Origin of the sequence: Moorena sp. SIO4G3, from assembly GCF_010692305.1 — a bacterium.
In the GTDB taxonomy this organism is placed as follows: Bacteria; Cyanobacteriota; Cyanobacteriia; order Cyanobacteriales; family Coleofasciculaceae; genus Moorena; species Moorena producens_A.
In genome coordinates, this window is record NZ_JAAHIG010000238.1 from 1 (window position 1) to 14,219 (window position 14,219).

Below are 14,219 nucleotides of genomic sequence, written 5' to 3' on the forward strand. Positions count from 1 at the left end.
CCAATCCCGTGGTAATGAGAAACCACATTTTGGGCATTGGAATTTTCTATTACCGCCTAATTTTTCGTGAATATGACCGCACTCCGGACAAGTCTTGCTCGTGTAAGATTCATTAACTAATACCACCCTTACATCATGCCGATCTGCCATTTGTATCAAATGTTGGCGGAATTTGTAATGACTCCAGGTAAGCAGATTGCGAGCTGTCTTCTTGTTCAACTTCCTAGCTGACTTGACGACCATCTCAGATGTATCAAACGTCGGCAAAAAGATGAGCTTGTAGTTACTAATAAGGAAATACGCTGACTTGTTGTGACAGTCCTTAATTAGGTTTTGAATCTTTTGGCGTAAACGATGGGCGGCTTTTCTCATGGCTCGTCTCTGGCGTTTTGCAGAGCTTAAGTCAATACGACTCATCAACCGATCTAACTGCTGACAAAGTCTTTGGATTCTACCAATATCGCTCTTACCTATTTCTATATAATTACTGCCGTCAAATCCAGTTAAAAACGTTCTGATACCGGGATCTAAAGCTATAACTCGATCTTGAAAAGTGGGAGTAGGTTCAATGTATTCAGGGAAAATCCCGTACCATTTGCCTTTGATCCAAACCAACTGGGTACCGTAGATACACTCGTCAGGAAAACCTTGAGGTGAACGGAAAGACAAGCCTTTGACTTTTGTTGGATACCAGGAACCTTTCTTGAAGTTACCAGCCTTGAACTTGATCACTTGCCTTGTTTCTCGACAAGACTTAAACTTAGCAAAACCCTTGTTAGCTTTTGCCTGCTTAAACCCATCAATTGCATCAGCTACTGCCTCTTGTAGTTGATGACCTGGGAGTTTTTTTACCCACTCTGGTCTATCCGATGCCCTTGCTAATTTTTGTAAATCGTAGGCACTACCTTGATAGCCATTTTTGATGGTAGCTATTGACCAGTTATAAACCCAGCGATAAGCATTAAGCCACGTTTTCCATACTTTATGAAGCTCTTTAGATGGAAACACCCTGAGTTTCTTGACACTGTTGGGTGTCAACTTCACCGTCTGGTTCCGAGGTTTTTTCTTGTACCGCTTGGCTGACTTGTTTTTGGTATTTTCTAAGTCCGTAAAGCCTAGCAGAGAAACAGTGGAGGATGGACAGAATATCCTCGACCAGTTCCTGTTGTGGGGATAACTTGCGTTCATTGAGAACCACGAGTTTGACCCCACCTTTTTGACATAGCCACTCAAGCAATGGAAAGCCGAATCTAACTGCTCTGTCTGGATAGGCGACGACAAGTGCACAGATATCAGCGCAGTATATTCGTTCCAATATTTTGAGGAACTTGCGCCGTTTAAAATTGAGTCCCGATCCAACTTCTGTAACAATTTCTGCGTTTGGGTATTTTGCCCGTAAAAATTGAGCTTGGCGATCGAGGTCATCCCCCTGGGAATAGGTAGAGACTCTTGCATAGCAGACAATGGGCTTAATCTGCGGAGTTTCTCCTTCGACACAGAACCGCCTTTGATTCCCTTTTGTCCTGATACTGTCGAGTCTACCCTCTTTGTCCCACCGCCTAAGAGTTGAGATCGAGACTCCGAGGTGCTCGGCTGCCTCTTTTGGAGTGACATATTTTTTCATTGACCGTTAACCTTACTAAATCTAGTATACTCAACTTTAGTAAGGTTTGCTAAGGCTTAGTGAGATATCTGGCTAATAGTTGCACCTCGCTCTAATTCCATTACCACCAACAGAATGGGTCATTTACCGCTATTGGTCATTGGTCGAGCCTCCTGTGTATTTTAAGGATGCAAGCATCCAAGCTTTATTTCAGTTCCGGATGAGTTGTACTTTCTTCGGAAACACCCATGTGATTAATAGTAGCGAGTAGCTGGTAAAGACGGCTAACATCTCGTCGATTGAAGTGGAAAACCAGACGGGGAAGTTCAGCGGTTTCATCAGGTAGTTCTTCTGGTAAAACCTGACTTTTCTCAATCCTTCCCTGAACCAAGATATCGCTAAAATCCTGATTTAGCTGTTCAACCTCAGCCTCTGACAAATCAGATTTGAGGCGAATAACGAATTGATCTCTGACATAGCGGCTAGAGTGATAAACCCGGTAAAACCGATTAATTGTTTCGTAAGCCACATCTAAGTTATCTGTGATGGTATAGAGACTAGAATCTGAGGGCCTGATCAAACCCCGTTGCATGAGGTGCTTTTGAATATAAGCATCCCAATCTTTCCAGTAGGTGCCACCAGGTTTATCAATTAGTACTAAAGGAGTTGGTTCTAATCGTCCTGTCTGACAAAGGGTTAAAGACTCAAAGGCTTCATCCTGAGTACCAAAGCCACCAGGAAATAAGGTAAGCGCATCCGTTTCCTTGATAAAAAATAGCTTGCGAGTGAAAAAATACTTGAATTCAATCAGCTTGGGATCCCCTGCGATAAAGGAATTTGCTTCTTTCTCAAATGGTAGTTGAATATTCAGACCAAACGAATGCTTAGAGCCAGCACCTTTGTTTCCTGCCTCCATAATGCCACCACCAGCACCAGTCATAACCATAAATCCCTGCTTGGTTAAATGATGGGCAAATTCAGCTGCCAGCTGATATTCAGAAGTATTTGGGGCAAGGCGTGATGAACCGAAAATGGTAACTTTCCGGACATGACGATAGGGATAAAAAACTTGAAATGCCCGCTCCATATCTTCTAGAGAAGCGGTGATTATTTTCCAGTCCAGACGGTCAATTTCTTCCCCAGTTAGTCGGACTAGCACTGCGAGAGACCGTTTGATCCATTTACGATTTTCCAGATTAGGTAGCTGGTCAATCAATGTTACTAAATCAGTTGACAGTGACTTGAAGCCATCCACAGAAGGAGATAGAGTCATATCGTATCCAGTTGACTACTTATCATTAAAGGTTTTTCGTCAATTGAAAATTGAAAATTGAAAATTGTCAATAGTCAAGGATAAATTAGCAATTAAAAATTAACCAATTAACAATTAACAATTAACGATTTACCTGAATACGAAGTGATTAAGCAGATTCGATATTATTCCCCTGACTTATCACGAACGCCTTTAACAATCCGAGAGAGTTCGCTCTTTTCATCGAGGGGAATACGAGTGGGGGAACCACTGATGATTCGTTCGTAATTGCGGAAGGAATCCTTAATTTCTGGTCCATCCTTACTGATAGTGTACTCTCGGATCCCTGTATCATGCCAAGAGCCACGCATCTTAAATACATTGATAGCACGGGACATTTCACCACGAATTTCCACATATTGTAGCATTATAATTGTGTCAGTAATTGTGGAAATATGGGAATCGGTAATGGAGTGAGCTCCCATAAATTTATCTGTGGTATTGGTAAAAAAGCCAGTTATTTCTTCTTGCTTGGCATAGCCCGTCACACCAATCACAAACTGCCGAAAGGCATTGTTGCTCACTCCCCGTGCTAAAGCAGAAAGAGAGTCGATGGCAATGCGAGAGGGTTTAAATTCAGCAATTTCTGTTTTAATCCGTTGTAAGTGGTCTTCTAACCCTGCTGATTCTGGATAAGAACAAAGAATTTTTAATAAACCCTTTTGTTCCATTTCCTCAAAATTAATGCCCCAAGACGATGCATTACGAGATAGCTGAGCCCGAGATTCTTCGTAAGCAAACAGAATGGCGCGATCACCTTGTATGCAAGCATTTTGGATAAACTTGCTCACTAACAAGGTTTTGCCAGTACCTGTGGCACCCGTTGCCAGGATAATGGAATCCTTGAAGAAACCACCACCACACATAACATCAAGAGTGTTGATTCCGGAAGAGACTCTGGCCATGGAAGACCGTTGAGTCAGTCGCATTGCTCCTAAGGGGAAGATGTTGATCCCTTGATCCGTAATCGTAAAGGGGTATTCTCCTTTCATATGGGTGGTACCCCGCAGCTTGAGAATTTCTATAGTGCGGCGTCGGCGTTCCCCTTCCAAGACATTACGGACAATAACCACATTATCCGAGACAAACTCTTCCACCCCGAATCTAGCTACTGGTCCATACTCTTCAACTCGCTCTGTGGTCATAATGGTGGTTACGCCAATGTTTTTCAGGCGTGCCACTAGGCGAAAAATTTCTCGACGTACTACCGAAGCAGCATCGTACTGCTGAAAGATGGCAGTGATTGAGTCAATGGAAACTCGCGTGGCTTTGTATTTGTGAATGGCGTACTGAATACGCTCGATCAGAGCAGACAGGTCGAAGTTGCCGACAATGTCCTGTCCTTCTGGATCTGGGGAAGCATCCAGAATAAATAGCTTGCCTTCATTAACTAGTTTATTTAGCTCCCAACCAAAGCTCGATGCATTTTTGGTGATATCTGTGGGTGATTCTTCAAATGTAACAAACACACCAGCTTCATCAAAATTGCTAATGCCGTTGTAGAGAAATTGAACAGCTAATAGAGTTTTTCCCGTGCCAGACGTTCCACTGACCAGGGTGGTTCTACCAGATGGTAAACCCCCATGAGAGATCTCATCGAAGCCTTCGATCATTGTCCGTATTTTCTGGACACCGACCGTTGTTACTGAATTTTGATATTGTTCATTTTGATTCAATTGATTCATATTGGTCGTAAGTAAATGTTCTTAATCAAAAAAAAAAAGAAAGTTTAATGGTGTTGCTGACTTGCTAAATCTTCACGCTTTAATCTAAAATGGTATAATCTATTTAGAAATCTAAATCTCCCTCACGGAGTTCTTCATAGAGCAAATCTAAGCCGATCAGGACTTTTTCCCGATCCGAGAGGTCCCCAATGATTTTTCGCACAGGAGGCGGTAAAACTTTTGCCAAGGTTGGTGTTGCCAAAATTTTATCTTCCTCAGCTAGTTGGGGGCTCTTAAGAACATCAATTACTTTGAGAGCGTAAACCCCTTGGAATTCCTGTTCGAGAATAGTTTTCAGTGTTCTCAAAGCCCTGACGGAGTTGGGGGTGTTCCCAGCTACATAAAGCTTGAGAACATAGGTTTTTTTATAGGAACTCATAGGCTCGTAAGTTTAGGAGAAGATGGGTTAAAGGTCAATACAAGGGATCAAGGAACTCAAGGAAACGGTTTTTTAGGAGAGCCTCCCATCAAGCTTACTACTCAATGTTGATCCGATTATGCTGATCTTACAGTTCTCTGGGGATGGAGCGGCGATACATTTCACCTAAATGAGCAATCACGTCGATTAACGTCAGGCGATAATCAAGCAGTATATCCTCTCTACGGCCTTCCAGCTGCAACTGTTTGGAAAATTCATCCATCAGTTCCATATGAATTTCTACAATCTTAGATATAGAAATATCCGCAAAAAACACTTGTTCTACAAAATGATCGATGTCTTGGTTTAGAGTATCTCCCGGAGCAAAGTACTGTAGAACAATTTGACGATACTCTGATTTCAAGTGTTCTAACAGCTCCTCCCTGTCCTTGAGAGAGAGATTACGGAAAAAAAACTGAGGATTTCTCTTGTAGTACACACCAAGGTATCCGAGTCTTTCCCTGAGCTTTTCAGCTAACCGATGCTGCTGCTTACTCAAGAAACTGTAATTAGCGACTGCGAGGTTAGGATAAACCGGGTCATCTGACCTGGGTAAGTTACAGGCGGGAGCTAGGGACAAAAACCCGGTGATCGCCTGTTGGATGAAATTGCCAATCTCAGGTAATTGGTGAATACTAAGTTCCACTTCTGCCGGATGGAACAGATGATCCCTGGATCTGGTGGTGAATTTATGGGTCGTCTGGTTATAAGCCAGCTGTTGATTGCTGTCAACCCTAGGGGGGATTTCTGGGGAGTCCGACCGCAAAAATACTGCAGGTAAGGTGGTTCCTTGCAGGTACAAGTAGTGAATTACCTTGGGAACTGTGTCGGTATCCTGCAATACCAAACAATCAAGATCCTGTTTATGTTGCTCAACCACCTCGAAAAATTCAGATTCTGAACTAGTAGAGTGTATAATATAGTGCTCGCTACCCAAAACCTGAGAAAGGGATTGAGCTAGGGCATCAGAACTGATTAGGGTACATAGGGTTAGTTGGGAAAGCAACACAACAGGTCCCGAATATCAAACTGGTTACTCTTACTATATAAGAGTACTTAAACCAGTAAGATTTTAACATTTTTTTTAACAATGAGCTTAATATAAATTAAATTAAATTGAAACAGTCTGATAATTGAAATTAATTTTGATTTCGCGCCTCACTATATCCCCAGTGTTGAGCAGTATATTGAAAAGTACTTGCTCTTCAAGCATTAGGGGATCGTCTAGTCCTGTTGGGCTTGAGTTAATTCCTTTGTTGCTACTTTAGGAGGATGTGTTGCTACTGTAGCGCTCAACCGCTGTTGAAGCTAGATTGGTTATGTCCATGCCTACTCCCAGTATCCAAAAATTTGCCCAGCTAGTTCCTGTTTGTCAAAGGAGCTCTGAGTTGGCTACTCTGCTAGATATTTTTAATGGTTCAAGGCATGACTCGATTGTGGTAGTCAGCGAACACCAATATCCTGTGGGAGTAGTGAACCTAAAGCAGATCATGCCTCACCTGCTCTCCTTAGCTAAGGTATGTAGCTCAGGAACAACAATGACAACTGGTTTTCTTCACAAACCACTATCTTGGGTAGAGCCAAACATCATTGAACCCATAACCATCCTACCAGGTAAGCTGAGTCTAAACCAATTCTGGTACTACCTACAAGACAATGGAAGTAGGGAGGGGGGGTTAGGGGAGTTGGGCAGCAACTGGGATAGAGAATTTAACCAATTCCCCATCCGAGATCAGGAACAGTGGGCATTAGTAGATGGGGACCAGAAATTTATCGGACTCCTTAACAGTTGGCTGCTGTTAAAATCATTAGCATCCACATTCACCCAACAACGTTCTGAATCGATAGTAAAGCGTACTCAACCCAAGGGACTGAACCCTAATCCCCTCAGGACTCACCACCCAGACTATCGATTAACAGCCAAGAGTTCTTGGGTCAATTCCCTAGGATTATCATCTCGAATCAACTCAGGACTGAAAACTCAGGAGGAAGCCGTCACTAAAACTCCCCAGTTAAAGGGCATTAAGCCATTAGTCCAACTGTTAGAACAACTGCCATTACCCCTAAGCATACAAACCTCGACGGGAAAAGTTTTAGCCGAGAATCTGACCTGGCGTGAGCAGATTGAGAAATCATCCGAAGGGAATCTGGCACATGCTAGCACCACAGGAACTAAAAATACTACCTCTGCCCAGAAAAACCCTGGAGCTAGGGAAAAGATACCCTACCGTTCTTCTTACAATCGTCTGTTATCTAATGATGTACCGAGGGCAGTCAGTAAGGAAGGTTTGAACCAATCGATGGAACAGTCAATGGACTCGATAGACTTCAACTCGGGTCAGCCTGATACCCAGAAGTCCCCAACCTTCCATCACAAATCTGCTCCGACCTCTCCAGGACAATGGCCATTATCTGTGGGGAATGTTTGTGACCAGGGAGACAAAACCTCTCAACAAGCTGCTGTTGGGCAATACTGTGCTCTTGATACTCCCTATCAAGCAGCAACAACTATTCATGAGCGCGTGCTACTGTTTTCACAAGCAGTGAAGAAAACCGGGGCAAACCATACCCGGTGCCGGGAAACCGCTGCACCAACTGACTTAACTCTTTCAAACAGCCAGGAGCAGGTATTCTCGTTTGTTAAAATTCCTCTGTCACCTTCTGTCGCTGCCCTTTGGGAGGGAGGACTAGAAACTGGCAGTGAGCCTACGGTCGCTTTTGACTATTCGAGATCTCCAATCTCTAGCTCTGAGTCACCCAACTCTCAAGTATACCTAGTATTGGCTCAAGATACCACAGAGCAACGACTTTTTGCCCAAGAACTGGCAGCAAAAAATGCTGATTTAGTGCAACTCAACCGACTCAAAGATGAGTTTTTAGCTTGTATTAGCCATGAACTGAAAACACCGATAACTGCGATTTTGGGTTTGTCAACTTTGTTGAAAGACCAAGCCCTAGGGGAACTCAATCAACGTCAATCCCGTTATGCGCAGTTAATTTATCAGAGTGGCCGTAAGCTAATGACCGTGGTCAACGATATTCTCGATTTGACCCGTATGGAGACTGGTCAACTGAAACTTACCCTCGAACCGGTGCCAATTCGGACTGTATGCGATCGCGCTTATGACCAAGCTCGCTCTGAGATAGACTCAAAACACTCGGAGGACAACAATCGAGATTATCCGACAAAATTCACCCTAGAGATTGAAGCAAGTTTAGAGATGCTGATTGCTGACGAGTTGCGTTTACGGCAAATGTTGGCCCATCTGTTTTCTAATGCCCTTAAGTTTACCGATGGCAGTGGTGAAATTGGTCTGAAGGTCAATTGGTGGCAAGGTTGGATTGCTTTCACGGTCTGGGACACTGGCATTGGTATTCCTGCCGATAAACAGCACTTGATCTTTCAGAAATTCCAACAGCTGGAAAAGCCTCTGACTCGTAGCTTTGAGGGGACTGGTCTGGGATTAGTCTTAACACAACATCTAGCTCACTTGCATGGTGGAGATGTCTCGTTTATTTCCAAGGCAGGGGTCGGTAGTCAGTTTACCCTACTCTTCCCCCCCTGTCCTCCCCACGCTTCATCTGATCAATTGGACAATTGGGATGAGCAACTATCAGAGATTGCCCCTACGGCAACGTCTCACCCCCCATCTTCGACGCCCAACCGTTTAGTGTTAATTGTGGAAGCTGTACCTCTTTACCTGGAAGGATTGACGGAACAGCTCAAGAGTTTAGGCTATTGGGTAGTGGTTGCCCGCTCTGGTACAGAAGCCATCGAAAAAGCCCGCCGTTTACAACCCTATGCTATCTTACTCAATCCCCTACTACCAAAACTTTCTGGTTGGGATGTCCTAACACTGCTAAAGTCGGATGCCCAAACTAATCACATCCCGGTTTTGGTCACAGCCACCCAGGCTGAAAAACAGCAGGCAACCCACAACAAAGCTGATGGTTTCTTAAGTTTGCCGGTACAAGAGGAAGCATTACGAGAAAACCTTTCTCGCCTGGCTAAAGACGAGAGTAATACCAGTAGTGTGCTAACGATTCTCTATCTCAATCCTGGTGATGGGCGAAAAGGCTATTATGTAGATTCCTACCAGAACTCTGACTCGTCTGCACTGACTGATGAGTTAACTTCACTATTGAGTCTAGAACACTTAGACCTGAATTATCGGGTACTCGAAGCCGATGATTTCGATCAAGCTGAGTTATTGAGTCGGGTTTGGAATCCAGATGTGATTGTATTAAATGGTGCTCGACTGATCAACCCTTTAATATACTTGAATCAGTTTTCATCATATCCTTCCTTGAGTACTTTACCACTAGTAACCCTGGATCACCAAACTACAGAAGCCGCTAATCAAGTAACTGGTCTTTCAGTCTATCCCTGTTTAGCACCAAATAATCAACAAAAGATGGCTGCCATACTGCAAGTCATTCAAGTGGCCGCTGGAATCAGTTGCAAGCCTACCATTTTAGTGATGGACACGGGGGAGCAGAGAACAAAGTTTAGGGGTAATCCGTTACAGGTTAACAGGTTGAACGTTGAATCGTCTCACTTATCCTACGGATTTTCTCTGGGACGAAAATCATCAACATCTTGGCTACAGGCACTGATTCAATACTTACAAACTGCTGGTTATTCCAGCTTACTCGCCTGTTCTTGGGCAGAAGTATACCGTCAAATTCAGGGAAAAAGTGTGGACTTGCTGCTGATTCGATTAACAGATCTCACTAATCCTTTAGAACATTCCCAAGGATTGATAACTCTTGCTCAATTACCAGAGCGACCACCAATTCTGGTTTTGGATCATCGATTAGACGCTAAGCAGCATGATCCAGTAATCAAGAGTAGTAACAGTAGTAACTCCAATTCTCAGTTGGAGTTGCTGCTGAAGAAAATTGCTACTCAGATTGTACACTGGCATTCTCAGTCAATGACCCAGTTATTAAAGCAGATTAAGCAGGTCATGAACCAAACCCTTTAAAGGGGTGCCATGCAAGTCGGTCATATTCTCTGACACCGTGATTATCCATCCAGTCTTCGAGACACTTGTTGCGAACAAAGCCAGCCGTGGGGATCATCTAGTCAATGATGGCAAACTGTTTTGTTAACCTCCCTCTTTTGCCTTCAAGTACAAACAAGAGCAATTCCTAACTATCTGATCAGGAGAGTTTACCATAAGGATGCCCTGGGCCCAATGTGTTGGTTGCTCGCAATTCATCTCACCGCAAATCAAGGATTATGGCGTGAGCCTTCTTTCGAAATTCAAGCTAATATGGAGAAGACAGCTCCTATCCACCCAAAGTCATTTTGATTTCTATCACGTTTTCCTTAGCATTTATAGTTAATCATAGTTAATATTTGTTGCTAATTAGGGTTTGCTGAAAAAGTCTTTTGGTAAGGGATTGAGTCAGGAGTCAGGAGTCAGGAGTTAGGAGAAATGAGAATTATATAGAAGGTAGGAGGAAGAATTATTCCTTGATTTTTATGCCCTTGTCTGCCCAAAATCCTAACTTTTTGAGCTTTTTGGACCGATTTGCTTTCACTTTTAGAGACCCAAAAAGGCTAAAACCTTTATCTGTCAATGCTTTGATAGTTAATCAGCAAGCCCTAATTAATAGCTTAAGGGTTAATTACTTTTAATAAAACTAATTCAATTTTTGTAAAAGAAAATTAACAATAATAAAACTCAAAATTGCCACGGTAAACAAAAAAACTATAAACGGTTGACAAAAGGATGATTAAATAGTAATAATTTTTCCAAAAATAAGTGCCAACAATAGTATGGCTTATGGTTAATGAATGGAGCGATCGCTTGATCATCTGAGTTGCTCGAAAGTATTTACTTTAATTTAAATAGTTTTAAAGAGTAAGTAAGAGTAAGTAAGTTTTTTAAAGGAGGTAGACCATGAAACGTCTTGTGGTATGTTGTGATGGCACATGGCAAGAGTTATCAAGTACTTACCCAAGCAATGTGGTTAAGATTTCTCAGGCAGTTAAACCATTGGGTAGTGACGGAGTTTCACAAATCGTATTCTACGATGAGGGAATTGGCACAGAAGACTCTCTCAAGAGCAAGCTTTTCGGTGGGGCTTTTGGCAGAGGGATTGATACCAATATCCAGGATGCTTATCGCTTTCTTTGCCTGAACTACGCCCCTGGTGACGAAATCTACCTGTTCGGTTTCAGTCGTGGGGCTTACACCGTGCGCAGTCTCGCTGGAATGATTTATAACTCAGGCTTGCTATCTCGGATTGAGATCGATAAAGCTCCGGAAGCCTACGAAATGTACCGCTCTCGGGATATCAAGCCTAATCACCAACAAATGGTAGCATTCCGCGAAAAATACGGAGAAAGTGTCCCCATTACCTTGCTTGGCTGCTGGGACACTGTTGGTTCCCTTGGTATCCCTAATTTATCTCCCTTTTTGCGGTTTGACAAAAGGGTTAACAAGAGGTATAGATTCCACGATACCTCTTTGAGTCCGATTATTGAGCATGGGTTGCACGCTGTATCCATTGATGAGCAGCGCAAAGTCTTTGACGTCACGCCAATGGACAAAAGTCACCTTTCCCAAACCCAGATTGTTCGTGAAGTATGGTTTCCAGGGGTTCACGGCTCCGTCGGTGGTGGCTCCCAGGAGCAGAGCGGTTTGTCGGACGGCGCACTGCAGTGGATGATCGAGTCAATCGGCAAGATCGGTCTTGGTCTTGAGTTTGACCCAAGCGCAATTCCCACTGGTATCAACCTTGACTATGAAATTGATTTCAACAATGATCTGGGTATATTCAAGTTCACAGGGCGCAAGCTAAGAGAGATTTCTGATAACTTTGATGACCTTCACGAGAGTGTAATAGAACGCTGGCTGAGGCGGCCAGATTATCGACCGAGCAATCTGGCTCAAAAGCACGGCTCCAGACTCAATCAACTATTAGAACAGAAACAACAGAAGTAAAATAATGATGTCAATTTTGCTTGACTAGTCAACAGCTAATAATTAGTAATTTGTTATTTGAATAAAATTGTGAAGTATGAAGTATCAAGTATGAAGTGTGAAGTATGACGTGGGTCGTGTCACAACTGAATTTTCAATTTTTAATTTTAGAGTTATCAACAAAAACTTGTTTTGAAACCCGAATGAGTTTATAGGGACCAAGACTAGCTAAGGTAGCATATTGCTCAGGTTTTAGCTTGGCTTTCTTTAGCCTTTTATTCCTAGCTAACATCAAAACTGAGGGAGGTGAAGGCTGAGTCACTGCTATTTCTTTCATGTAATTTCGTGCTTTTTTACCTTTGCTCATGTAGGTGACGGGTTGCTGGGTGTAAAAAACCACACTGGGTTTTTTGAAACCAATCATAATCAATTCTTCTGACGATTGCTTTTCTTGAACAGCAATGGCAGATAATTGCCGTAGGGGTAATTGACGCACTTGATCCACTAATAAGAAAGTCGGGGTCAACACGACAATAAGAAAGGCTAAAAATCCCACTAGGTTGACTATCCATAGCCCAAACAACCAACGTCGCCACAGCAACAGTGCTGCTAGAATAGCAGTTAAACTCCAAATAATACCTCCCCTCACCATTAAGCCGGATTCTTGCAACTGCTCCGGTAAGTTGGGTGCTGCTGGTCCACTACCGATATATTCCGGAGCCAAGAAAATAGCAGTGGCAAGGGCAATTAACAACAAGAGGTTAAATAGGCTACTGAGTAGCATGGATGGGGAAAGGGGCAGAGGGCTAGACCAGGAAAGGTTACTAGTATGGGTGAGTTGGTCACTCCACAATAAAGCCAAAAGAATGGCGGCAGCTGGAATTAGGGGTAGGACATAGCTGGGTAGTTTAGTGGCAGCAATGGTAAAAAAGCCGAAAATCCCTACAAACCAGAACAGAGCAAATAAACCCAAATGAGTAGAACGGGGTGAGTTACGCCACCGCACCCGCCGCCAAAATTTTAGTCGTGCGATCGCAAAGGGCAAGTAGCTCGACCAAGGGGCAAAAGCTACCAGTACTACTGGAAAATAAAAATACCAAGGCCCAGCGTGGCGGTTAACGGTGCGAGTAAAGCGTTGAATATTGTGATATCCAAAAAACGAGTCGATATAGGCTTGCCCATTGGCTAGGGTTACTAATAAATACCAAGGCAGTGTCAGAGCCAAAATAATCAAAATGCCTTTAAATAAGCACATTTCCTGCAATACTTCCCTGCCATTGCCCAGGTAAAGCAGAAAACCACCAATAATTAGTGTGGGTAGAACGATACCGACTGGTCCTTTGGTAAGGATAGCTAGAGCAATGAGCACATAACAGGCTAGGTACCAACCGCAAGGGTATTTGTGAGGGGGTGAGGGGCTTTTAGCAACAGTTGTTTCGCTGTTTCCGAGCTCCTGTGCTCCTGTGCTCCTCTGGTTTCGATGGGCATACCCTAGAAAAAAGGTTAGTAATGCACCCCCGACACAGCCGCTGAGTAGCATATCTGAGACACCAGTTCTTGCCCAGATAATGGTTTGAAGATTCACTGCCATCAGGGTGGAACCAATCCAGGCACAGAGCCACAACTGCCGCTGGAGATAGGAAGGGTTGATTTTGCTATCCCTGTGCTGACTAGAATCTACATCAGGGGTAAAGGCAGCAGGACGGGAAATCCCATAATATCGTAGGGTGTAAAAGCCTAATCCAGTTAATGCGATCGCACTCAGGGCTGACGGCAGTCTTACTGCCCATTCGTTCACCCCAATCAACCGGTAACCAATTGCCATTAACCAGTAGATTAGGGGGGGTTTATCAAAGCGAGTCTCACCATTGAAATAAGGGGTAATCCAGTCACCTGTCACCGTCATCTGGCGAGCCGCTTCAGCAAACAAGGGTTCAGTTTCATCTACCAAACCGATGTTGCCCAAATTCCACAAAAAAGCTAGCCAGCTGATCAGGAGTAACCACAGAATAGAAAGTGTCCAGATGGTGGTGGGATGCTGTTGCCAAGATTGCCACCAATTTTTAAACCTATTAGCTAATGTAAACTTCATCAATGGGCTAGGGCGTGTTTTCTTGCCTCGTTATATCCTAAAAGTAGTGTGTTCAATGGGTGCATTCATGGATCGAGGGGACGTGAAGTTTTGAACAGTGGGAGAGGTTAAAACCGTTATTACCACCACAAA

General features: G+C 43.5%; 9 protein-coding genes. 2 read left to right on the forward strand and 7 right to left on the reverse strand.

Annotation, left to right across the window (positions count from 1 at the left end):
- The 6 genes from F6J99_RS30340 to F6J99_RS30365 all read right to left on the reverse strand — a co-directional run.
- Window positions 1–1,044: transposase (locus tag F6J99_RS30340; protein ID WP_293118491.1), on the reverse strand; the 1,044-nt coding region annotated here is incomplete at its 3' end.
- Entirely contained in the window at window positions 995–1,624 is a 630-nt protein-coding gene (locus F6J99_RS30345) for an IS607 family transposase (RefSeq protein ID WP_293118493.1), read from the reverse strand. The genes F6J99_RS30345 and F6J99_RS30340, both read right to left, overlap by 50 nt.
- 184 nt (window positions 1,625–1,808) lie before the next feature.
- On the reverse strand, window positions 1,809–2,876 hold the full coding sequence (locus F6J99_RS30350) for an LOG family protein (RefSeq protein WP_293118495.1): 1,068 nt from the start codon (window positions 2,874–2,876) through the stop codon (window positions 1,809–1,811).
- 164 nt (window positions 2,877–3,040) lie between these two features.
- Window positions 3,041–4,600, reverse strand: a complete 1,560-nt coding sequence (kaiC, locus tag F6J99_RS30355; RefSeq protein ID WP_293118497.1) for a circadian clock protein KaiC — start codon at window positions 4,598–4,600, stop codon at window positions 3,041–3,043.
- Between the two features lie 103 nt (window positions 4,601–4,703).
- A complete protein-coding gene (gene kaiB, locus F6J99_RS30360) occupies window positions 4,704–5,018 on the reverse strand; it encodes a circadian clock protein KaiB (protein WP_008182352.1) in 315 nt (104 codons plus the stop codon).
- Window positions 5,019–5,145: 127 nt separating this feature from the next.
- The gene (locus F6J99_RS30365; protein ID WP_293118498.1) at window positions 5,146–6,066 is read right to left on the reverse strand and encodes a circadian clock protein KaiA; all 921 of its coding nucleotides are present in this window, start codon (window positions 6,064–6,066) and stop codon (window positions 5,146–5,148) included.
- 379 nt (window positions 6,067–6,445) lie between these two features.
- Here F6J99_RS30365 and F6J99_RS30370 point away from each other — a divergent pair, with 379 nt between their 5' ends.
- Both F6J99_RS30370 and F6J99_RS30375 read left to right on the forward strand, forming a co-directional pair.
- On the forward strand, window positions 6,446–10,045 hold the full coding sequence (locus F6J99_RS30370) for a hybrid sensor histidine kinase/response regulator (protein WP_293118500.1): 3,600 nt from the start codon (window positions 6,446–6,448) through the stop codon (window positions 10,043–10,045).
- Window positions 10,046–10,969: 924 nt separating this feature from the next.
- Window positions 10,970–12,016 carry a DUF2235 domain-containing protein gene (locus F6J99_RS30375; RefSeq protein ID WP_293118501.1) on the forward strand — a complete coding sequence of 349 codons (1,047 nt, stop codon included), beginning with the start codon at window positions 10,970–10,972 and terminating at the stop codon, window positions 12,014–12,016.
- A gap of 133 nt (window positions 12,017–12,149) precedes the next feature.
- On the opposite strand, the gene F6J99_RS30380 is transcribed toward F6J99_RS30375, so the two are convergent.
- Window positions 12,150–14,087: a glycosyltransferase family 39 protein gene (locus tag F6J99_RS30380; RefSeq protein WP_293118503.1), complete on the reverse strand. Its 1,938-nt coding sequence runs from the start codon at window positions 14,085–14,087 to the stop codon at window positions 12,150–12,152.
- Window positions 14,088–14,219 lie beyond the last annotated feature (132 nt).